This window comes from Gloeocapsa sp. PCC 7428 (genome assembly GCF_000317555.1).
In the GTDB taxonomy this organism is placed as follows: Bacteria; Cyanobacteriota; Cyanobacteriia; order Cyanobacteriales; family Chroococcidiopsidaceae; genus Chroogloeocystis.
On the sequence record NC_019746.1, the window covers coordinates 1 to 26192 of the forward strand.

General features: G+C 44.5%; 4 protein-coding genes. All 4 read left to right on the forward strand.

The annotated features are described in order from the left end of the window. Nucleotides 1–30 precede the first annotated feature (30 nt). The 4 genes from GLO7428_RS23940 (at nucleotide 31) to GLO7428_RS23955 (ending at nucleotide 26190) form a co-directional block, all read left to right on the forward strand. Nucleotides 31–4407, forward strand: coding sequence for a type I polyketide synthase (locus tag GLO7428_RS23940; protein WP_015191171.1), 4377 nt, complete (start codon nucleotides 31–33; stop codon nucleotides 4405–4407). 104 nt (nucleotides 4408–4511) lie between these two features. Further along, entirely contained in the window at nucleotides 4512–11723 is a 7212-nt protein-coding gene (locus GLO7428_RS23945) for a non-ribosomal peptide synthetase (RefSeq protein WP_015191172.1), read from the forward strand. Further along, nucleotides 11720–22819, forward strand: a complete 11100-nt coding sequence (locus GLO7428_RS26290) for a non-ribosomal peptide synthetase (RefSeq protein ID WP_015191173.1) — start codon at nucleotides 11720–11722, stop codon at nucleotides 22817–22819. Before GLO7428_RS23945 ends, GLO7428_RS26290 begins: the two co-directional genes overlap by 4 nt. Then, on the forward strand, nucleotides 22816–26190 hold the full coding sequence (locus GLO7428_RS23955; protein WP_015191174.1) for a non-ribosomal peptide synthetase: 3375 nt from the start codon (nucleotides 22816–22818) through the stop codon (nucleotides 26188–26190). Before GLO7428_RS26290 ends, GLO7428_RS23955 begins: the two co-directional genes overlap by 4 nt. Nucleotides 26191–26192: the final 2 nt, after the last annotated feature.

Genomic DNA, 26192 nt, shown 5'->3' on the forward strand with positions numbered 1-26192 from the left:
AAAACTTGCAATAAGTTTAAATCAGGGTGTATGACCACGAATGGACTAGAAGTTGCGGTTATCGGGATGGCAGGACGCTTTCCAGATGCGGAGAGTGTCGATCAGTTTTGGCAGAATCTCAAAAATGGAGTTGAATCAATTCATCCGTTAACCGATGAATTTTTGCGACAACAAGGTGTACCTCAAACCGATTTGCAGCATCCCCAGTACGTGAAAGCCGAAGCCGTATTACCCAATATTGACTTGTTTGATGCAGATTTTTTTGGCTTTAATCCAAGAGAAGCAGAAATTCTCGACCCACAACAGCGCTTATTTTTAGAGTGTGCGTGGGAAGCCTTAGAAACAGCGGGCTACGATCCGCAAAGATATCACGGTGCGGTCGCTGTTTATGCAGGTAGCGCGATCAATAGCTATTCGTTCAATCTCTACACAAATCCTCAAAGTCGCCTACTCGATAACTATCAACTGTTTTTAGCCAGCGATAAAGATTTTCTAACGACACGAGTATCGTACAAACTGAATTTAACAGGTCCCAGCGTTGACATTCAAACCGCGTGTTCAACATCGTTAGTTGCGGTTCACATCGCCTGTCAAAGCTTGCTTAGCGGTGAGTGCGACATGGCATTAGCTGGTGGTGTGGCAATTTCTCAACCAAAAGGATATTTATATCAAGAAGGCGGCATTTACTCACCCGATGGTCATTGTCGGGCTTTCGATGCTAAAGCGCAAGGAACCGTCGCCGGAAGTGGGTTAGGAATCGTTGTTCTCAAGCGTCTCGAAGATGCTGTAGCTGATGGTGACTCGATTTATGCACTGATCAAAGGTTCGGCGATTAATAACGATGGTGCGTCCAAAGTAAGTTATACCGCTCCGAGTATCGATGCCCAAGCCAGTGTAATTCGTGCTGCCTTAACGATGGCAGAAGTAGAACCAGAAACAATCAGCTATATTGAAGCGCATGGTACGGGTACAGCATTAGGCGATCCGATTGAGATTGCGGCATTGACACAAGTTTTTGGCGCTAATAGCCAGCACTGTAAAATTGGTTCGGTGAAAACTAATATCGGACACTTAGACACCGCCGCAGGTATTGCGAGTTTCATCAAAACCGTACTCGTACTAAAACACAAACAAATTCCTCCCAGCCTGCACTTTGAGCAATTTAACTCCCAAATTCCTCCTGATCGCCCTTTTGAAGTGAATACAACGCTGTCGGAATGGCACGCGCATTCATTCCCGCGTCGCGCTGGCGTGAGTTCCTTTGGAATTGGTGGCACAAACGCGCACATTATTCTTGAGGAAGCACCTGAAGAGGGGCAGGGGAGCCAGTGCGTTGCGGAGGTTTCCTCCGTTGTAGCAACTGGCGTGGGTATAGCCGGTGGTTTAAACCACCGGAGAGCAGAGGTGCAGGGGAAGTATCAATTGTTAGTTGTTTCTGCTAAGACTCATTCGGCTTTAGAGACTGCGACTGCAAATTTGGTTAATCATCTCCGACAGCATCCAGATGTGAATTTAGCGGATGTGGCTTATACACTCCAAGTTGGTCGTCAAGCATTTGCATATCGCCGTTTTTGCGTTTGTTCAAGTTTAGAAGAAGCAAGCGAAGTGTCTGCGTATGCAGAAGCAACAGTACCTCAACACGGAACTCCAGCAATTACTTTCATGTTTCCTGGGCAAGGAAGCCAATACGTTGGCATGGGGCGCGAATTGTATGCTGAAGCTGTATTTCGATCGCACATCGATCGCTGCTGCGAACTCCTAGCACCACATCTTGGAATCAATTTGTGGGATTTGGTGCAATCAAGTACCAATTTAAACGATACTGCTTACGCGCAACCGGCGCTATTTATGATTGAGTACGCGCTAGCGCAGTCGTTGATGAATTGGGGAATTCGCCCTGAAGCGATGATCGGACATAGTATTGGCGAATATGTCGCCGCAACTCTTGCCGAAGTGTTTTCTTTAGAAGATGCTTTGAAATTGGTTGCAATCCGAGGACGATTGATGCAACAGCAACCGACGGGGAGTATGCTGTCGGTGTTTTTGTCAGCAAAGCAGATTCAGCCTTGGTTAAGTGCAGAGATTGCGTTAGCTGCGAGTAATGCGCCGAACTTGTGTGTCGTATCGGGAAATCCTACCGCGATCGCACAGTTAGAACAACGTTTATCAGATGCGGGTATCAGCTATGGACGATTACATACTTCGCACGCTTTTCATTCTCCGATGATGTCGCCTGTGCAAGCGGAGTTTATTGAGGTGATGAAATCGGTAAAACTTAATCCACCAAAAATTCCGTATATTTCTAATGTCACTGGCACTTGGATAACGAACGAGCAAGCCACAGATCTTGCATACTGGGGCAAGCATCTACGCGAAACTGTACAATTCGACGCAGGGATAACAACTTTAACCCAACAACCCCGAATTTTACTCGAAGTTGGACCAGGAAATACGCTTAGTACATTAGCAGCAACGCATCGTCCCATTTCCACACTCCGACATCCGCAAGCGAATGACTCGGATATTGCCTTTTTGCTCAATGCCATTGGTAAACTTTGGTTATCTGGAGTTGGCATCAACTGGGATAATTTCTGGCATGAACGGCGTAAACGTATCGCTTTACCAACATATCCGTTTGAACGCCAGCGCTACTGGATTGAACCTCAGCCGGATTCAGTAATCAATGATCGCAATTGGTTATACGTTCCTTTCTGGCAACGCGATCGCACGATTGCATCTGTAGATCTTAACACCGTCGAAAAATCGTGCTGGCTGATATTTATCGATGCTGAGGGATTGGGTAATAGTATTGCTCAACAATTAGCAAGTGCAGGTCATGATGTCATTACGGTTGTTGCTGGCGCTCAATTTGGAGAGTTAGACTATCGTTGTTTTAGTATTAATCCTGAAAATCGGCAAGACTATACGACTTTAGTTGAAGATTTGCACTCGCGCGAACTAAATTTTGATCGTGTCGTGCATTTCTGGAGTCTCGATCGCACCGACTATTGTAGTTTTTACAGCTTGCTATTTCTTACCCAAGCGATCGCATCATCGACGACGGTCGAAATTACACTTGTAACAAACGGCGTGTACGATATTCTTGGCGAAGAAGAATTGCATCCTACAACCGCAACGGTGTTAGGACTCGCTAAAGTGATTAATCAAGAATATTCCCAAATCGCGTGTCGCCATATTGATGTCATGTTACCGCGATCGCAACTCATTGGGGTGTTAACCGAATTAATCACTCCACCTACCGATTTTGCAGTAGCCTATCGAGGTCAGCATCGTTGGCGACAAAAGTATCAACTCGTTGAAGAAACCAACGCAATTCAACTGCGATCTTTTGGTCATTACTTGATTGTCGGAGATGTCACGCAGGGATTGGGTCGCGTTTTTGCAGAATATCTTGCTAAAATGCCAGCGAAATTAGCGATTGTCAGTGATGATATCCCCACGTCTTGGGTCGATACCTTAACTGCAATGGGTGCGGAGTATTTCCCCGTAACAGTAGATATTACGGATGAGTCGCAGATGCAACGTGCGATCGCGCAAGTAGAAGCGCAGTTTGGTGAAATTCATGGTGTGTTTTATTCTACACCGATGAGTAATCAGTATTCTGCTGCCCCGATCGCGGAACTTGGGCAAAACGAATGCGAGTATAACTTTCGTACCAAAGTCGCTGGACTTTGCGTGTTGCAAAAAGTATTGCAGGACAAAAACCTTGATTTTTGTTTGTTGCAATCTTCGCTGTCAGCAATTATTGGTGGTTTTGGTTTGGGTGCGTATGCAGCTGCGAATACATTTATTGATGCTTTTGCCCAGCACCAATCTCGTCGAACATCGTATCCTTGGCTGAGTGTCAATTGGGATGCTTATGACGAAGCTGAGTCAATAGAATCATCCCGCGCATTAACTTCATCGGAGGTTTGGCAAGCAACCCAACAAATTCTCGCAATCGATGCTGTGCAAGTTGTGGTTTCTAAATCGCCATTAGCCGCGAAAATTGAGCAGTCAATTTCTGTTCGCGAACGTGAGTCGCAAGTTGAAAACAACAACCACAATAGACCGAATTTGTCAAGCCAATACATCGCACCGCGTAATGAAATTGAGCAGGCGGTGGCTGCTATTTGGCAAGAATTACTAGGAATTGAAATAGGAATTAATGATAATTTTTTTGAGTTAGGAGGACATTCTTTGTTAGCAATTCAAGTGATCGCACGACTGCGAACTACTTTTCAGGTAGAGTTACCGATACGGAGTTTGCTATTTGAAGCGCCGACGGTTGCTAAAATTGCGGAAGTGATTGCGGGTCAGCAACCGCAGCAAATGGCTGATCTTTTGGCGGAGATTCAAAGTTTATCACCAGCAGAAATTGAGCAGCAACTCAATGCGAGGGAGTAGGAGCGAGGATTTAGGGGTTAGTAAAGAACTAAATTTAAACTTAACTCACTCCTTGCTCCTCATCCATTACTCTTTTCTTCCCTGACCATTGCTTACTCTTACTGATGAATAATATCTACCAACAACTTGCGAAACTTTCTCCACAACAGCGGCTTTTATTTGAGCGTCGGCTGCAACAGCGGGGAGTTAAGTTGGTGCAACCGCAAATTTCTCGGCGAAAGAATGATGATGAATTGCCGTTGTCTTTTGCACAACAACGTTTGTGGTTTATTCAGCAATTTGAGCCTCTAAGCAGTGCGTATAATGTGGCGAGTGCGCTTCGCTTGAAAGGTGAATTGAAGATTGCAGCGTTGGAGCAAGCATTGCGCGAAATTGTGGCTCGACACGAAACGTTGCGGACGAGTTTCGTTACAAATGCTGTGAAACAACCGATTCAGGTAGTTGCTGCGCCTCAGTTTGATTTACAGGTAATTGATTTGCACGGGAATGCGTCGCCGGAGGTACAGTTAATATCAGATATTTGCGATCGCCCATTTGATTTAACTCAGTCGCTTTTACGAGTGCGTTTGCTGCGATTGCACGAAGATGACCACATTTTAGTGATAGCCACACATCATATCATATCTGACCGCTGGTCAATTGGCGTTTTTTTAAGCGAACTTTCGACGCTTTACAATGCGTTTTGCGATCGTCAATCTTCACCGCTAGCAGAATTGCCGATTCAGTATGCTGATTGGGCAATTTGGCAACGTCAGTATCTCCAAGGCGATGTGTTGGCGACGCAGGCGGCGTATTGGCAGGCGCAATTACAAAAAATGCCGTTGTTGGAGTTGCCTTGTGACCGTCCGCGACCAGCGAATCCAACGTATCAGGGCGCGCAGTACCCGTTGGTATTATCAACAACATTGTCGAAAGAATTGCGATCGCTTGCAGCCAAAGCAGGAACGACGTTGTTTACGGTACTGTTGGCAGCGTTTAAAGTGTTGCTGCACCGCTATACGCAGCAGGATGATATCGCCGTAGGGACGGATATTGCTAACCGCGATCGCCCCGAAACCGCAGGATTAATCGGGTTATTGGTGAATACTGTGGTATTGCGGACGCAAGTCGGGGATTTGACGTTTCGACAATTGCTAAGGCGCGTACAGCAAGTTGTGGTAGATGCGATCGCACATCAAGATTTACCATTTGAAAAATTAGTTGAAATTCTCAATCCAGACCGCAATTTGAGTCAAATGATGCCGTTGTTTCAGGTAAAGTTTGACTTGCAACTAGCTGCGGTGAAACCACTGGAATTACAAGGTTTAACAGTGGAACGTTTGTCGCTTGCTGAGCAAACAGTGAAGTATGAGCTACGGCTAAATTTACAAGATGGCGAATGTATTAATGGACAGGTAGAATACAGCACTGATTTATTCGATGAAGCAACGATTGCGCGGTTGGTGGAGCATTTCCAAATTTTGTTGCAAGGTATTGTTGATAATCCTGACGCTCAACTTTGGGAATTACCGCTATTAACACCGAAAGAACAATTGTTATTACAACCGCATCTGATACAACTCGATGACGATGACTTGTGTATTCATCACTTGCTTGAAGCGCAAGTTCGCCAAACTCCTGATGCGATCGCATTAATAGATCGTCATGAGTATATTACGTATCGCGAGTTGAATGCGCGGGCAAATCAATTAGCGCATTATCTACACAGCTTGGGGGTAAAGGGGAGAGTTGGTGTTTATTTACCCCGAACTTCGCAGTTAATCGTTGCGATACTTGCTGTTTTGAAGGTTGGTGCGGCTTGTGTTCCTTTAGATCCTGTTTATCCACAGGCGCGGTTGGATTTTATTGTTGACGATGCAGATGTTTCTGTGTTGATTCACAATACAGATTTAACTTTTAATAGCCATATTCCCACTGAAATCGATTTGGATGGGGACTGGAGTTTGATTGCTGAATGCAGTGCGGAGGATTTGGATTTAGGAATTTGCAACCTTGAGTTGGCTTATTTGATTTATACGTCGGGTTCGACGGGGAAGCCGAAGGGTGTAGCGATCGCACATCGTAGTACAGTGGCGTTATTGCGTTGGGCTAATGAGGTTTTTACATCTGAAGCGCTTGCTGGGGTATTGGCTGCGACTTCGATTTGTTTTGATCTTTCGATTTTTGAAATTTTTGTCCCGCTGAGTTGGGGCAAAAAAGTGGTTTTAGTAGAAAATATATTGGAATTACCGCAGGTAGCACCTGATACGGTAACGCTGATTAATACTGTACCCAGTGCGCTTGCGCAGTTATCTAAAATTAATGCAATTCCAATATCGGTTCATACTGTTAATTTAGCAGGAGAAGCACTGCCATACAGTTTGGTAGAACAATTGCGGCAACTTCCGCACATTCAACAAATTTATAATCTTTATGGTCCATCGGAAGACACAACATATTCTACGTTTGCGTGTATAACTGACACTATTCATATTGGTTGCCCGATTGCTAATACGCAAGTATACGTCCTTGATAAATATTTACAGCTTGTTCCGTTTGGTGTTCCAGGGGAATTGTATATTGCTGGTGCAGGACTTGCCCAAGGTTATTTTAATCGACCAGAATTGACCGCAGAGAAATTTATCCCTAATCCTTTTAATCATTCAAAATTTAATCGCCTTTATAAAACTGGGGATTTAGTTCGGTATCGTCCTGATGGCAATTTGGAGTTTATCGGGCGATTAGATCAACAAGTCAAAATTCGCGGCTACCGCATTGAAATTGGAGAGATTGAAGCGGTTTTAAGTCAATGTTCGACAGTAAAAGAAGGTGTAATTAGTGTTTCAGAACACGGTGGCGATCAACGATTAGTTGCTTATGTTGTGCCAAATTCTGATTTTACAGCCACCGCATTGCGGGAATTTTTAGCTCAAAAGTTACCGAATTACATGATACCTTCAGTTGTGATTGAATTGGAGAAGTTACCGCGTTTGCCTAATGGTAAAGTTGATCGCTCTTCGTTACCAGAAGGGGAAAATATATCTATTACGACAAATTATGTTGCGCCGCGAACGAAAGTTGAAAAGATTATTGTGCAAATTTGGCAAAGTGAACTTGATGTAACTGTAGGATTGCATGATAATTACTTTGAATTAGGCGGACATTCGCTGTTAGCAATTAAAATTATTGCTGTTATTAATGAAACTTTTTCGGTTGATTTACCGTTACGTTATTTATTTGAAAATCCTACGGTTGCTGAATTAGCGAGCAAAATTGAGCAAACAACTACGAGACAGGCACCTACAATTAAATTAACACCTGATTTAGTAAACCGTTACCAACCTTTTCCGCTCACAGATATTCAGCAAGCATATTGGATTGGACGTAACGAAGCATTTGCATTAGGAAATGTAGCGACGCATGGCTATCGGGAAGTTGAAACCATTGGGCTGAGTGTTACACAAGTCGAGAAAGCGTGGCAGCAATTGATCGCACGTCATGATATGCTGCGAGTCGTTATTCAACCTGATGGACAACAGCGCATCTTACCCGAAGTTTCACCCTACGAAATCAAAACTTGGGATTTGCGTGACAAACCAACCGCAGAAGCTACCGCAACGTTAACCAATTTACGGAATCGCCTTTCGCATCAAATTTTTGCGACGGATACGTATCCGTTGTTTGACATCCAAGCTGTGTTGTTGGATGACAACAAGATTCGGTTTTTTGTCAGCTTTGATGTGTTGATTGGCGATGCGGCGAGTTTGCAAGTGTTGGGGCAAGAATTTGTTGCATTGATGCAATCAAAATCGCTACCACCTTTAGACATATCTTTCCGCGATTATATTTTAGTAGCAATAAAAATCCGCAATTCTGAAACGTATCAGCGATCGCGTGATTATTGGCAAAACCGTTTATCTACGCTACCACCATCGCCACAATTACCTTTACAAAAGACTTTAGCAGCGGTAGAGACTCCCCGTTTTGTGCGGTGGAGTGGCACACTCGCATCTGAATTGTGGCAAAAATTAAAACAGCAAGCAAGTCAGCACAATATCACGCCCTCTGGAATTCTCTTGGCTGCTTTTACAGAAATCTTGACGCGGTGGAGTAGTCCTCAATTTACATTGAATTTGACGCTGTTTAATCGTCTACCGTTGCATCCCCAAGTGAATCAATTGGTGGGAGACTTTACATCATCGCTGCTACTCGCAATTGATAATAGCGAGCAAAGTACATTTATCGCCAAAGCACAAAAAATTCAAGCACAGTTGTGGGAAGATTTAGAGCATCGTCATGTAAGTGGGGTGCAAGTATTACGCGACTTAGCCCGCCTGCAACAGCGTCAAACTGGGGCGTTAATGCCAGTTGTGTTTACAAGTATTCTCACGCAAACTGCCTCAAACACAAATTCTCATCACTCTTGGCAAGCCGACGTTGTTTATAGTCTCAGTCAAACTTCGCAAGTCTATCTCGATCATCAAGTTGCCGAAGTCGATGGAACTTTAGTATACAACTGGGATGCGATCGCCGAATTATTCCCCGACGGCTTACTCGACGAAATGTTTGCCGCCTACTCGCGCCTTTTAGAAGATTTAGCAACTACCGCCGATTGGCAAGCACCAACACAATTATTACCTTTTACAGTTGACACCCCTGCGGCGACAATTCTTTCTGAATCTCCACTACATACACTATTCTTCGCGCAAGTTACCCAAAATCCGCATAAACAAGCAGTAGTTACTTCCACGTTAAATCTAACTTATCAACAGCTAAGCGATCGCGTTTACAATTTGGCGGCAAAGTTACAGCAGTTGGGTGTTGAACCAAATCAACTTGTTGCGGTGGTGATGGATAAAGGCTGGGAACAAGTCGTTGCGGTTTTAGGAATTTTAACTGCTGGGGCGGCGTATGTACCAATTGATCCACATCCGTGCGATCGCGCTTTGCAATTGTTGCAACAAGCACAAGTAAAATACGTTGTGACGCAACCTTGGTTAGATTCTGCGTTTGCAGACGTGGATGTTACGCGAATTTGTGTTGGTGCGGTTGAAGTGTTCAGCCCCCTAAATCCCCCACTAGTGGGGGACTTAGAAAGGTTAGGTTCCCCACGTCCCCTCTCACTCTCCCCCAATTCTGGGGGAGAAGATAAGGAAAAAACCTTTGTTCACGGGGCTAGGGGGGCAAATCCTACAGATCTTGCCTATGTCATTTACACATCAGGTTCTACCGGAGTGCCGAAAGGTGTCGCCATCGATCATCAAGGTGCAGTGAACACAATTTTAGACATTAACCAGCGCTTTGGCGTTACAGAGCAAGATTGGGTTTTAGGACTATCTTCACTGACGTTTGACTTGTCGGTATACGACATCTTCGGGACGTTGGCTGCGGGGGCGACGCTGATGATTCCTGATGCAGATTTGGCAAAAGATCCCGCGCACTGGGCAGAGTTGATGCAGCGCTATCCAATTACAATTTGGAATTCAGTTCCCGCGTTGATGCAATTGTTGATTCATTCGCAGCCAAAAACGACAAATAACCTGCGCTTGGTGTTGCTGAGTGGTGATTGGATACCGTTGAATTTACCGCAACAAATTTGGTTATCGTTTGAACGTGCAGAAATTATCAGTTTGGGTGGTGCGACGGAAGCTTCGATTTGGTCAATCTTTTACCCGATTCAATTCGTCGATCCTGATTGGAAAAGTATTCCCTACGGCTACCCATTGACAAATCAACAAATTTATGTACTAAATCAAACTCGCGATCGCTGTCCCACTTGGGTAACGGGAGAACTTTATATTGGCGGGGTGGGATTAGCAAAAGGATATTGGGGCGATCGCGAAAAAACCGATGAAAGTTTTATCACGCATCCCCAAACTGGCGAACGATTGTATAAAACGGGCGATTTAGGGCGATATCTACCAAATGGGGCGATTGAATTTTTAGGAAGAGCCGATTTTCAAGTCAAGATTAACGGCTACCGCATCGAATTAGGCGAAATTGAAGCTAGTCTTGCACAGCATCCAGCAATTCAAGCCGCCGTTGTGACAGCAGTAGGCGAACCGCAACGACTTGTAGCTTACGTTGTGCCACAGGTAGAACAACGCAGTGATTTTAAATTACAACAGCGCGGAATTCGCAATCTTGAAGCACTTCCTAGCATTGAACTACCGCAACCAACTGTAAACAACGCTCAAATCCGACGACAAAGTTATCGTCAATTTTTACAGCAACCACTCGATTTAGCACAATTTAGCCAGTGGATGAGTAGCTTAGCACAAACACAAATCGAAGGTGCGCCGTTACCGAAATATCGCTATGCTTCAGCAGGTAGCCTTTATCCAGTGCAAACATACTTATATGTTAAAGAGAATCGCATCGCTGGATTATCCGCAGGCGTTTACTACTACGATCCGCGATCGCATCGTTTAATTTTACTTGCTGCTGAAGCGAAAATAATAGAGCAAATTTATGACAGTAATCAATCAATTTTTGCTGAATCTGCATTTTCGCTGTTTCTGATTGCCGAACTTGCGGCAATTACCCCAGTTTATGGCGACAAGGCTAGAGATTTTTGCTTACTCGAAGCGGGATATATCAGTCAACTGCTGATGGAGACTGCCCCCGATTATGATATTGGTTTGTGTCCGATTGGGACGTTGGAATTTGCAAGTATCGAACAGTATTTTGATTTAACACCGAGTCAAATGCTGTTACACAGTTTCGTTGGTGGCAAAATTGAACCAAGTTGGCAGCAGCATTGGTCAGTCGCGTCACCACACCGGACACTTGCTACAAGTCGGGAAACCCCACCAACGCGATCGATTCCCGAAAGATTGCGACAGTATCTTCAGCAAAAGCTTCCTGATTATATGATTCCGTCGCAGTATGTATTGTTAGATAGCCTTCCTTTAACTGCAAATGGCAAGATCGACCGTCGGGCTTTACCTGTACCACAATTAACTGCAACATCACAAGATTACGTTGTACCCCGAACTGAAGTCGAGCAAGCGATCGCCACAATCTGGCAAAATGCGCTTAATGTCGAAAAGATTGGCATTCACGACGATTTCTTTGAGTTAGGTGGTAACTCGCTTTCAGCGACGCAAGTGATTACCCAAATGCGCCACTTAGGGATGGAATTAACGATTCGCGCTTTCTTTGAAGCACCGACAATTGCTGCGCAAGCGCAAATTCAACAACAACACGTTAAACCAGCTAAGACAATCCCCAAGCTAGCGCGCAGTATCGAACTAATACCGAACGTTGAACAAATGTCGGATCAAGATGTTGAGGCAATGCTTGCACAAATGATTGCAGAGGAGGTTGATTTATGACTTCAGCATCCTCCGAACAAAAGCGCCAGTTACTCGCAAAATTGCTGCAAAAAGCTCATCAACCGCAACGTTTTCTGTTATCGTTTGCGCAACGACGGTTGTGGTTCTTGGATCAGTTACAGCCAGGATCGCCTGCTTACAACATTCCCACCGCGTTGCATTTAACAGGTTCGCTTGATATCGCGGCGTTAGAAGCAAGTTTGAATCATTTGATTCAACGTCATGAAATATTGCGATCGCGTTTTGTTGCAATTAATGGCGAACCGTTTGTCGAAATTCATCTGGTAACGATATCAATACCATTAATTGATTTGCGATCGCTACCACCGACGCGCCAACAGCAACAAGTCAAAATCAGATGCCAGCAAGCCGCCCAAGCATCATTTGATTTAACCAAACCTCCCTTACTGCGCGCCACACTGCTGCAACTGAGTGAATGCGAGTATGTGCTGCTGTTTACAATGCATCACATCATTGCCGATTATTGGTCGATGCGGTTATTTGTACGTGAATTAACGACCATATATCAAGGATACGCTGCACAGTTGCCGGAATTGCCCATTCAATATGTTGATTACGCTGCATGGCAACAAAATTGGTTAAATAGCCCCGAAAAATCTTCGCAACTTGCGTATTGGCAAGCACAATTAGCTGATTATCCACCACTTTTAGAATTACCAACCGACTATCCGCGCCCAGCGGTACAAAGCTTTCGCGGTGCAAGGCGATCGTTTTCGCTTGATGCTGAATTATCAACCGCACTCAAAAATTTAAGTCAGCGTCAAGGCGTAACTTTGTTCATGCTTTTGTTGGCAGCATTCAAGATTTTACTGCATCGCTACACACAGCAGAATGATGTTCTTGTGGGTTCCACAATCGCCAATCGTAACCGCAGTGAAATTACGCATTTGATTGGTTTATTTGTTAACAATCTTGTTTTTCGTACTAATTTAGCTGGTAATCCACAATTTCACGCTTTCTTGCAACAAGTTCGCGAGATAACACTAGGTGCTTACGCGCACCAAGATCTACCATACGAGTATTTAGTCGAACAACTACAACCTGAACGTAATTTGGGCTACAACCCGCTGTTTCAGGTAATGTTTATTTTACACAACACACCGACACAAGAAGTAAAGGTATCAAATTTATCGTTAAGCTACTTAGAACCCGAACAGCAAACTGCCCGCTTTGATCTCAGTCTGGATATGTATGAAACCGCATCCGGCTTGCGGGGTATCTTTGAGTACAATACAGATTTATTTAGTGCTACCACCGTTGACCGGATTATCGGCAACTGGCAAACGCTTTTAGCTGGAATCGTTGCCCATCCAGAACAGCGTATCGGTGAATTACCGCTATTAACATCAGCCGAACAACGCCTGTTATCGCAATGGAATGATACAAGTTGTGAGTTTTCGTCACAGTGCGTTCACGAGTTATTCGCCGCGCAAGCCGAGAAAACACCAGATGCCATTGCGGCTGTCTTTGAATCAGAACAGATAACGTATCGCGAATTAAATGCGCGCGCGAATCAACTGGCACATCACTTACAAGCAATCGGGGTAAGAGGCGATCGCATCGGCATTTGCGTTAAACGTAGTATCAATTTACTCATTGGATTGCTCGGAATCCTCAAAGCTGGAGCAACATACATCCCGCTCGATCCATCGCATCCGCGCGATCGCTTGACATTTATGCTCGAAGATGCAGCAGTAGAAGTTTTAATTCAAACTGCACGATCGCTGATTCAGTCACGTACCAATGTTTACTTAGACGATTGGACGCAATTCACCAAATATAGCCGCGCTAATCCTCCCCAAATCAGTGCCGAAAACCCCGCATACACGATCTACACCTCCGGTTCCACAGGTAAACCCAAAGGCGTGCAAATTCTGCATAAATCCTTAGTTAACTTGTTGCAAAGTATACAAGAATATCTGCAAATAACCCCGAATGATGTCTTAGTCGCGACAACAACCGTCGTCTTTGATATTGCCGCACTCGAATTATATCTACCACTGCTTATCGGTGCGCGGGTTGTGATTGCGAGTCGAGACACAGCAACAGATGGCGGGCAACTACAACAGTGTCTCGCCAACACGCAAGCAACCGTGATGCAATCAACACCAGCTACTTGGAATTTATTGATTGATAGCGGTTGGCAAGGAAATTCACACCTCACGCAAATTATCAGCGGTGGCGAAGCACTGATGCCGCGTTTAGCAAAGCAACTACAGGCGCGCACAACTCAAGTATGGAATGTATATGGACCTACTGAAACGACAATTTGGTCGAGTATCCATTGTGTAAAGGGGCGAGGGGATAAACTTGATGACCTGAATCTTGAGGTGATTCCGATTGGTAAGCCGCTGGCGAATACGCAGTTTTATGTACTTGATGGCTACTTACAACCTGTGCCGATTGGCGTACCAGGGGAATTATATATTGGCAGTGTGGGAGTTGCGCAAGGTTATTTAAATCGACTGGAGTTGACGGCTGAAAGATTTATTCCTAATCCTTTTAGAAAGGATGCGATTTCTTCCACAGAAAACCGTCTTTATAAAACGGGGGATTTGGTACGTTATCGTGTTGATGGCACACTCGAACATTTAGGGCGGGTGGATTATCAGGTTAAGCTACGCGGATTTCGGATTGAGTTGGATGAAATTGCAGCAGTGTTGAACCAGCATCCTGATGTTCAGCAAGCCATTGTCGTGTTGGACAATCGCCAAACTGATCCGCGATTGATTGCGTATATTGTTTTCCAATCACCTGTAGCACATTTTGAACTGCGGCAGTTTTTGCAAACTAAGTTGCCTGCGCATATGATACCGGCGGCGTATGTCACGCTCGATAAATTACCGCTAACACCTAACGGTAAGATAGATCGTCGGGCGCTACCAAGTGCGGAAGTACAACTCCAACCAAATCAATACATTGCGCCGCGCAATCCCATCGAAGAAATTTTGGCAGAAATTTGGGCGGAAACGCTGGAATTAGCACAAGTTGGCATTGAAGATAATTTCTTTGAATTAGGCGGACATTCGCTGTTAGCAACTCGTGTTATCTCGCAGGTTCGCCGAATGTTTGGGATTGAATTGCCATTACGCCGTTTATTTGAAACACCAACAATTGCGGAATTAGCTTTAGAAATTGCGACAACTAAATCAGCATCACCGCTAGTAGAAATTACGCGGGTTGATCGTCAAGAAATTGTGCTTTCGTTTGCGCAACAACGGCAATGGTTTTTATCGCAACTCCATCCTGAAAGTGCTTTTTATAATATTTTTGCTGCTTTACAAATCGATGGTGAATTAGATATTGCAATTCTTCAGCGAAGTTTGAATGAAGTGCTGGCGCGTCACGAAGTTTTACGTACGGCTGTACGCACAATTGAGGGGCAACCTATTGTACAAATATCATCAACGACGCTCGAATTTCCACTTTTAGATTTAAGCGCTCTACCCGCATCGACTCAAGCAATTCAAGCGAGAAAAATTATTGAACAAGAAGCGCAGCAACCTTTTAAATTAGACCAGCCGCCATTGCTGCGAGTAAAGTTATTACGACTAGACCAATCTCATGCACTCTTATTAACGCTACATCACATTGCTGCTGATGCTTGGTCAATGGGAGTTTTGGTGAGGGAAATCGTGCATTTGTATCAAGCGTATCGTCACGACACTCCGCCTAGGTTGTTACCATTACCGATTCAATACGCAGACTTTGCCGCTTGGCAACGTCAGTGGTTGCAAAATGTCCAACAAACGCAACTGAATTACTGGCGACAACAATTGCAAGGTGCTAATGCTTTACTCGAACTTCCTACCGATTATCCGCGTCCTCCGGTGCAAACGGGACGTGGCGGTAAGTGTCGATTTCAACTGTCACAAGAACTATCACTCGCGCTCAAGCGTCTGAGTCAAAAAGCTGGATGTACGTTGTTTATGACGTTGATCGCGGCGTTTCAGGTGTTGCTGTATCGGTATAGCGATTGTGAAGATATCATTGTGGGTACAGCGATCGCTAATCGTCATTATCCCCAAGTTGAAGGATTAATCGGCTTTTTTGCAAATACTCTCGCCCTCCGTACCGATTTATCAGGTAATCCCAGCTTTGCGAAACTGTTGCAACGAGTCAAACAAGTTGCATTGGGCGCTTACACGCATCAAGATTTACCTTTTGAGCAACTGATCGATGAATTGCAGATTCCCCGATCGCTCAGTTATAATCCACTGTTTCAAGTGATGTTTTTGTTGCAACCCGCAGCCCAAACGCTGGCAATCGAAGGCTTAAACTGGAGTTTGATTGATACCGATAACGCAACTGCTAAATTTGACCTGACGCTCTCGATGAGTGAAACTAGCGATGGTTTAGTTGGGAATTTTGAGTACAGCCAAGATTTATTTGCACACACCACGATTGAACGCATGGTTGGGCATTGGCAAACTTTATTGGCTGCGATCGCTCAATGTCCGCAACAACAAATTGCGCAATTACCTTTATTAACTGAGTCTGAATATCAAATTTTTATATCACAAAACCCTCAAAATGTCAAACTAGATGTAGAAAGCTTTTGTATTCATCAATTGTTTGAAGTCCAAGTTCGAGCAAATCCTGATGCGATCGCTTTAGTATCTCAATCAACGCAGATTACGTATCAAGAATTGAATGATCGCGCTAATCAACTTGCGCAGTATTTACGCAGACTTGGAGTTAAACCAGAAACACGGGTGGGGATTTGTCTGGAACGTTCTGCGGAATTAGTTGTTGGTATACTTGGTATTCTCAAAGCTGGTGCCGCGTATGTTCCGCTTGATCTTGCGTATCCGCAAGCGCGGTTGAATTATATGCTGGAAGATGCGCAGGTAAGTGTATTAATTCAAACGACGGGGCAAATTAATATAAGCCCCCTAAATCCACGCCACTTGCTTCAACGGGGGACACCCCACGCCAGTTTGCTCAACGGGGGAAACCCCCGCACGCAACAGGCTTCGCAACGCAGTGGCTCCCCAACTTTGGGGGACTTTGAGAAGAATGGTTCCTCCCAAAATTCGAGGGCTAGTAAGACGAATCATCCTTCAACTCAGCAACGCCGAAATTGCGATCGCGCTATAAGAATTGTTAACTTTGATACCGACTGGGAAATTATTACTCAAGAAAGTACCGCAAACCTTGATGTTGAAATTGATTTAGAAAACCTTGCTTATGTGATTTACACGTCAGGGTCTACAGGTCAACCAAAGGGAGTTGCGATCGCGCATCGCAATGCCACTACACTCGTAAACTGGGCGCATGATGTTTTCAGCACTGAAGAAATTGCTGGAGTTCTCGCCTCTACGTCGATTTGCTTTGATTTATCGATCTTTGAGATCTTTGTGCCTTTGTGCGGCGGTGGCAAAGTGCTTTTGGCAGAGAATGCGCTGCAATTACCCGATTTAGCGGCTAAAGACGCAGTAACGCTGATTAATACTGTCCCTAGTGCTATTGCCCAACTTTCAACAACGAATGCAGTTCCGCAATCAGTGCAGACGATTAATCTGGCAGGGGAAGCATTACAACGCAATCTTGTCAAGCAACTTCAGCAACATTCGCACCTAAAAAGAATTCTGAATCTTTATGGTCCTACCGAAGATACAACGTATTCAACTTATGCAATCGTTGAGTCACAGTCGCCAAAGAATCCTCCGATTGGACAGGCGATCGCACATACGCAAACATATATCCTAGATCGCTATCTGCAACCGGTTCCCGTTGGCGTTCCTGGTGAATTATACCTCGGTGGTGCAGGCTTAGCGCGGGGTTATCTCAATCGACCCGAACTCACGGCGGAAAAATTTATTCCAAACCCCTTTAACAATTCAAAATCTCATCGCTTATATAAAACTGGCGATCGCGTCCGTTATCTCGCGGATGGTAATATCGAGTATCTAGGACGCTTTGACGATCAAGTTAAAGTTCGCGGCTTCCGCATCGAATTAGGAGAAATTGAAACCGCCTTAAGTCAGCATCCTGTGGTTCAGCAAGCGGTTGCGATTCAAAATCAATCAAGCTTGGTGGCTTACGTTGTTTTAAACTTTGAAATCGACTTGCAGCAATTGCGTCAGTTTCTCCGCCAGCAGCTACCCGATTACATGATTCCGCCAAGAATTCGGCAGTTGGCAGCGATACCGTTAACACCCAACGGCAAAATCGACCGTCGGGCTTTACTTGAATTGGATTCTACCGAAGAAGACCGCCAAGTTGTTTCACCGCAATCTCCACAAGAACAAATCCTTACCGAAATTTGGGGTCAGTTGCTGGGAATTGATACGGTGAGTGTCAACGATAATTTCTTTGCCCTGGGTGGCGATTCAATTTTAGCAATTCAACTCATTGCCAAAGCTAAAGCAGCGGGGTTACAACTATCACCCAAGCAAATCTTTCAGTATCAAACAATTGCTGAACTCGCCGTCGTTGCTAAAACTACGACGGTTGTTGCCCAACAAAGCCCAGTGACAGGAAAAGTTCCACTCACCCCGATTCAACATTGGTTTTTTGCCCAAAATTTCGTCGATTTGCATCATTGGAATCAGTCGATTTTACTGCAACTCGATGCATTAGTTACATTTGCAGCTTTTGCCCATAGCATCCGTTATTTGTTAACGCACCACGATGCCTTGCGGTTGCGGTTTCATCATACATCTGCATGGCAACAAACCGTTGCTGGTGTGGAAGACACAATTCCCCTTCTTTACATTGATTTATCAAGTCTGCCACCACAACAGCAAGAATCAACAATTACATCAACAGCATCACAACTGCAAACGAGTCTTGATTTAGCTAATGGATTGGTGCGCGTTGCCTTCTTTTATCTGGGTAATCGTCAGCCGCATCGCGTTTTATTTATTGTTCATCATTTGGCAATCGACGGCGTGTCGTGGCGAATTTTGCTCACCGATTTACAAACCGCACTCCAGCAACTTCAAGTTGGGGAAGCGATTCAACTTCCGCCTAAAACAACATCTTTTAAACACTGGGCAGAAGCGTTACAAACGTATGCCGAGTCATCACTTCAGCCAGCGTTAGCGTATTGGCAGAATCTGCCGCAGACAATTTTACCTGTAGACAATCCTGACGGTGAAAATACAGTAGCACAAACGCAAACGTATGCGATCGCATTGGATGTCGCCGAAACGCAAGCATTACTGCACAAAGTCCCCACCGCGTACCAAACTCAAATTAATGATGTGTTGTTAACCGCATTAGTGCAAGCATTTACCGCATGGACACAGCAGCAGGGGTTACTTGTAGAGTTGGAAGGACACGGACGCGAAGATTTATTTGCAGATATCGATGTATCGCGTACCGTTGGTTGGTTTACAACGCTATTCCCTATCTGGTTAAGTCTCGAATCAGATGACCTAGATACGGCATTAAAAAGTATCAAAGAACAATTACGCCAAATTCCCGATCGCGGTATCAGTTACGGCATTCTGCGGTATCTAAAATCGCAATTACACGAAATACCCTCGGCGCAAGTCAGGTTTAATTACCTTGGTCAAGTTGACCAGGTTTTGGCATCATCTTTATTAACACCTGCGGTAGAATCTCCAGGCGCGGTTCGCAGTCAGCGCGGAAAACGCGATGTTCTCATAGAAATCAATGCGATCGTCGCCGCTGGACAATTGCGGCTTGATTGGGAGTATAGTAGCGCCGTTCATCATCCGCAAACAATTGCTAATGTGGCTCAACAATATTTAATCAAATTGCGCAAACTTATCGACTACTGCACATCGCCCGATGCCGGAGGTTACACGCCTTCTGATTTTCCGCAGATGGATTTAACGCAAGCAGAACTTGACGAAAGGCGGATTTATAGGGGGAGAACAATGATGAAAAAAGATATTGAAGATATCTATCCTCTTTCGCCGATGCAGCAAGGTATTTTGTTTCATAGCCTGCTAACACCTGAAGTTGGCGTGTATGTGCCGCAGGTTTGTTTAACAATCGATAACTTGACAAATATCAATTCTTTTGCTGGGGCTTGGCAAACAGTTTTACAGAACAATGCGAGTTTACGTACCGCGTTTCGTTGGGAACGTCGCGACCAACCGTTTCAAGTTGTTTATCGCGATGTAGAGTTACCTTGGCAGCAATACGATTGGCGTGAAGAATATGCACAACACAAGTTAGAAGCATTTCTCTTACAAGACCGCCAGCACGGCTTTGACTTGAAAACACCGCCGCTGTTTCGATTGACGCTGATTCAGCTTGATGCGACTCGTTACCTATTAATTTGGACACAGCATCATTTGATTCTCGATGGTTGGTCAGCAGGACTGATTCTCAAAGAAGTGTTTGATGTTTATCATGCCTTAGAAGCGGGTAGTGATATTCCCAAGGTTTACCGTCGTCCTTACGCAGATTATATTCACTGGTTGCAGCAACAAGATGCATCCGCCGCGCAAGCGTTTTGGGAAAAACGACTTGAGGGGTTTACGACACCAAATTCCTGTCTTGGAAACTTTCCTCAACGGAGGGAACCTCCGCACGGAAGTTTCCGCTTAGCAATTCCGCAATCTCAACCTTACGCACACGAGTGGGAAGAACAACAAATATCTTTGAGTGCAAGCACTACCAAGCAACTTAAGCAACTCAGTCAACACCATCAATTCACATTCAACACCTTGTTACAGGGCGCTTTGGCAATTCTGTTGAGTCGTTATTGCGACACCGATGATATCGTTTTTGGGGCAACAACTTCCGGTCGTCCACCTGAATTGAGTCACGTGGAATCGATGGTAGGACTGTTTATCAATACTATACCTGTGAGAGTACAAGTTCCTGACCAAGAATTCCTGATTCCCTGGCTACAAAAATTGCAACTCGCGCAAGTAGCCGCGATTTCGCAATATCAATTTACGCCGTTACTCGATATCCAAACCGCGAGTGAAATTCCTAAAGGCGCAGCGTTGTTTGAGTGTATTTTAGTTTATGAAAACTATCCGGTCGATGCGACATCACTGCATTCGAGTGCCGGATTGCAAATTGAAAGTGTCAACACGCACGAATGGACGAGTTTCCCGTTAACATTGGTTGTCTCTGCGGGTGAAGAATTAACAATCAAGCTAAAATTTGATCGCAGTAGGTTTAGCGATGCGATCGCGCGTTTTCTCGCAAACTTTCAGGTATTGCTCGAAGGTATCGCCGCAAATCCCCAACAGCGTTTGGGAGACTTACCAATCCTGACTTTGCATGAACAACAGCTATTGGGAAGCTGGAATTCGACTGCTATTGAATATCCTACACAGCAATGCATTCATGAATTATTTGTCGCGCAAGTTGAAAAGACACCCGATGCGATTGCGCTTATTTTTAATGAGGCACACCTAACTTATCGCGAACTCAATTCTCAAGTCAATCAGCTAGCCACGCAATTGCAAGATTTAGGAGTTTGCGCCGAAGTTTTAGTCGGTGTTTGCTTAGAACGATCAGTAGAAATGGTTGTTGCAATCCTTGCGGTTCTCAAAGCTGGCGGTGCATATGTTCCCCTTGACCCACAATTACCGCAAGAACGCCTAGATTTGATTTTAGCAGATGCGCAAGTTGAAATTATTATTCAAAATTCAGCAACCGGCATCGCGGTAGATGTTAAGGATGGTGATGCGCCAGCATCAATGTTAAGCCACCTAAATTCCCCAAGTTTGGGGAACTTTGGAAGGTTTGATTCAGATAATAGTATTTATGTGATTTACACATCCGGTTCGACGGGGAAACCTAAAGGTGTCATCAACACGCATCGTAGCTTGGTCAATCGGTTGTGTTGGATGCAAGATCGCTATCAACTTACCACAAGCGATCGCGTTTTACAAAAAACTCCTTTTGGTTTTGATGTTTCTGTCTGGGAATTCTTTTGGACGCTGTTAAATGGCGCGTGTTTAGTCGTAGCTAAACCAGGGGGACATCAAGATAGTCAATATCTTGCAGATGTGATTGCTAAAGAACAAATTACAACGATTCACTTTGTTCCCTCAATGTTGCAAGCTTTTTTGGAAGAACCTGAATTAAATTGTCCTTCGCTTAAATGTGTCTTTTGTAGCGGCGAAGCTTTGAGTATTGAGTTACAAAATCACTTTTTTACTGTTTTTGATGCTGAACTTCACAACCTTTATGGTCCTACTGAAGCAGCAATTGATGTCACTTATTTTGAGTGTACGCCATCACTTAATACTAATTCAGTTCCAATCGGTCGTCCAATCGCTAACACTCAAACTTATATATTGAATTCGCATCAACGTCAAGTTCCAATTGGAGTTGCTGGAGAGTTGTATCTTGCAGGCGATAATTTAGCACGCGGTTATTTGAATTTACCTGAGTTAACTGCTGAAAAATTTATTCCTAATCCTTTTAGAGATAAGGGAATTGCTTCGATAGAAAGTCGAATTTATAAAACAGGCGATCGCGCGCGTTACTTAAAAGACGGTAACATCGAATTTTTAGGACGAATTGATCGTCAAGTCAAACTACGGGGTTTTCGCATCGAACTTGGTGAAATTGAAGCAGTGTTGATGCAGCACTCAAAAGTCCAAACAAGTGTTGTCGTTGTCAAGGATGAATATTTAGTTGCTTATGTTGTTCCGACTCTTAATTCTGATGTAGCATCTGCTGAAATTCGCACTTTTTTAGAAACAAAACTGCCACCTTATATGATTCCTACAAGCTTTGTTTTTAGGGAATCATTACCGCTAACACCTAACGGCAAATTGGATCGGCGGGCGTTGGCAATCGATGAAATCAAACTAGAAGCGCGTAGCGATGTTTTACCACGTAATGATACAGAAAATGCGATCGCCGCAATTTGGCAAGAAGTTTTGCAACTCGAACAAGTAGGAGTATATGACAATTTTTTTGAACTTGGGGGTAACTCTTTACTCGCAACTCGGATTAATTCGCGGTTGCGTACATCATTTCAATTAGAGTTACCGTTACGCAGTTTGTTTGAAAAAACCACAATCGCCGCTTTAGCTGAATACATCCAAACCCTACAAATGACGATTAACCAGCTACAAACGCCAGTGACAACGAAAGGACGCAGGGAGATTGAATTATGAAGATAGATCAGTTACTGGCGCACCTCTACAGTCTCGGTGTCAACCTGTGGCTAGATCGCACCGATCCTACGCAAGTGCGGCTGCGGTGTAGCGCTCCAGAAGAAGTATTGACGCCGGAACTCAGTAGCCAACTCCAAGCGCGTAAAGTAGAAATTATCGCAATTCTCAATCAAGCGCAATCCGCTGCAAATCCAATTCCTAACGCAATTCCGCGCACTTCACGTTCAGCGAATATTCCTTTATCTTTTGCCCAATCTAGGTTATGGTTTCTCGAACAACTGCAACCAGGTAGTTCAACTTATCATATTCCCTGCGCAGTTCGCCTCACAGGATCGCTCGATATTCAAGTATTAACGCAAGTCTTCAATGCAATTATCGATCGCCATGAAATCCTGCGGACTAATTTTAAAACTATTGACGGACAACCAACGCAGGCGATCGCATCGAGTCGCACCTTGGCGATCAACCAGATCAATCTTTGTGGACTATCTCCAGCCGAACAACAAACTCAAATTCAACAACAAGCAATCGATGCGGCACAAATACCGTTTGATTTAGAAACAGACATGCTGTTGCGCGTGCATTTACTTCAACTCGATGCCACAGAACACGTTATTTTATTAACACTGCATCATATCATTGCCGACGGCTGGTCGATTGATGTTCTCATCCACGAATTAGCAACGCTATACACCGCGTTTTCGCAAGGACAATCGTCACCGTTACTACCATTGCAGATTCAGTATGCTGACTTTGCGGTATGGCAACGCGAATGGTTACAAGGCAAGGTGTTAGAATCGCAGCTTGCGTATTGGCGAAAACAACTCAGTGGAATATTACCATTACAATTACCGACATTGCCGCGATCGCGCGTCCAGTCGTTTGACGGTGCGTCGATTTCGTTTAAATTAGGATCGGATCTTACTGAGAAACTTAAAGCGATCGCGCTTACCGCCGATGTAACGCTGTTTGTTGCCTTGCTCGCAGCATTTAAGATTTTACTTTATCGTTACACCGGACAATCCGAAATTGTTGTTGGTAGTCCAATCGCTAACCGCAACCGGACGGAACTAGAACCATTAATTGGCTTATTTGTCAATACTTTGGTACTAAAAACCAATTTATCTGGTAATCCCACTTTTTTAGAAGTATTGCAGCAAATTCGTCAAGTCACGTGGGATGCTTATGATCGTCAAGATTTACCATTTGAGAAGTTAGTCGAAGAACTGCAACCCGAACGCGATTTAAGCTACAATCCGCTATTTCAAGTTAAATTCCGCCTAGAAAATGCGCCAACCGAAAAATTAGAAATTCCTGGACTAACTTTAAGTTCGATTCCGCAAGTCACCGCATCTGCCAAATTAGATTTAAGCCTCGATATGTACGAAACCCCCGATGGTTTAGTTGGAGGTTTTGAATACAACCGCGACTTATTCGCAGCTACGACAATCAATGCGATCGCTGAACATTTTCAGACATTGCTAGCAGGAATTGCACATCAACCCACACAAAGAATCAGCGAGTTACCTTTACTCACCCCTGATGAACGCCAGCAAATTTTAGTTGAATGGAATCAGACGCAAACTCCGTACGCTGATGATTTATGTTTTCATCAATTATTTGAAGCACAAGTCGAGAATCCCGATAGCATCGCCTTAATTTACCGCAATGAGCAAATAACTTATCGCGAATTGAATTGCCGCAGCAATCAACTCGCACACTATCTCCAAAAACTAGGCATTAGTCCAGAAACTAGAGTCGCAATTTGTATTGAGCGATCGCCAGAAATGATCGTTGCGATGTTGGCTGTGATGAAAGCAGGAGGTGCGTATGTTCCCCTCGATCCTGCCTATCCCCAAGAAAGATTAGCGTTTATGCTCCAAGACGCGCAAGTTGCGGTATTAATCCAAAAGTCAGAAACGATTACGCAAAAACCAGATGCAATTACTGTAATCGATCTCGATAAAGATTGGGAAGCGATCGCCGATTTCAGCGACCAAAACCCAACCAGCAATGTTGATACGACAAACCTCGCGTACTTGATCTACACTTCCGGTTCGACAGGAGTTCCCAAAGGAGTACTAGTTACTCATCAAGGACTCGTCAATTTAACCGAAGACAAAATCCGCGTTTGCAACGTTCACCCCGATAGCTGCGTCCTTCAGTTTTTCTCCTTTAGCTTCGATGCTTCCATTCCAGAAATCGTGATGTCACTAGGCTGTGGTGCAAAACTTTGCTTAGCATCACGCGAAGACTTGTATCCAGGCTATCCCCTACTACATCTACTCCGCGAACAAGCCGTCACCCACATCACAATCACACCTTCCGCCTTAGCCACACTACCCGTCGAAGAATTACCCGCGCTACAGATGGTATTAGTTGGTGGTGAAGCACCCTCACCCGAATTAATGCGACGATGGTCACAAGGGCGAAAGTTTATCAATGCCTACGGACCAACCGAGGTAACAGTCAACGCCAGCATGGTAGAATGTGGCAACGGTTATCCTTTACAAGCAACACTCCGCCCCAGCGCCAACAAACAACTTTACGTTCTAGATTCGCATTTACAACCAGTACCCATCGGCGTTTTAGGTGAACTGCATATCAGTGGAATTGGTTTAGCGCGTGGCTATCTGCATCGACCCGACTTAACTGCCGAAAAATTCATTCCCAATCCTTTTAGAAAGGAAAAAGATTGTCTTTCCCCAAACAGCCGTCTTTACAAAACTGGTGACTTAGCGTGTTATTTACCCGACGGTAGCATCAAATTATTTGGGCGAATCGACGATCAAGTAAAAATTCGTGGTTTTCGCATTGAAGTAGGAGAAATCGAAACACTACTAAACCAATATCCTGGCGTACAAGCAAGCGTTGTCATTGTACGAGAAGACGTACCAGGAGATAGACGCTTAGTCGCTTACGTTGTCACCGAATCAGTTTCCACAATCGAACTCCGCCGATTCCTCAAAGAAAAACTCCCCGAATACACGATCCCTTCCGCTTTCATTGTCCTTGACACCCTACCACTCACACCCAACGGCAAAATTAATATATCGGCACTTCCACCACCCAACACTTCCAACAACCCAGATCAAAAATTCATTCCTCCAAAAACCCAAACACAAACACAACTCGCCGAAATCTTCTGCAAAGTCCTCGAAAAAGAAACAGTAGGAATCGAAGACGACTTCTTTGAACTCGGAGGACACTCATTACTAGCAACAAAAATGATTAGCCAAATCCTCCAAACCTTCAACATCGAACTAACAGTCATCGACTTATTTGAAGCCCCTACTATTACCGAACTAGCCAACCGCATCGAAAACAAAACCCACCAAACCTCAGAAGACCGCGAAGAAATAGAATTCTAACC

Bases quoted from the DNA above. Each gene is read 5' to 3' on its own strand.
- GLO7428_RS23940 (WP_015191171.1), top strand. From the start codon at position 31: ATGACCACGAATGGACTAGAAGTTGCGGTTATCGGGATGGCAGGACGC.
- GLO7428_RS23945 (WP_015191172.1), top strand. From the start codon at position 4,512: ATGAATAATATCTACCAACAACTTGCGAAACTTTCTCCACAACAGCGG.
- GLO7428_RS26290 (WP_015191173.1), top strand. From the start codon at position 11,720: ATGACTTCAGCATCCTCCGAACAAAAGCGCCAGTTACTCGCAAAATTG.
- GLO7428_RS23955 (WP_015191174.1), top strand. From the start codon at position 22,816: ATGAAGATAGATCAGTTACTGGCGCACCTCTACAGTCTCGGTGTCAAC.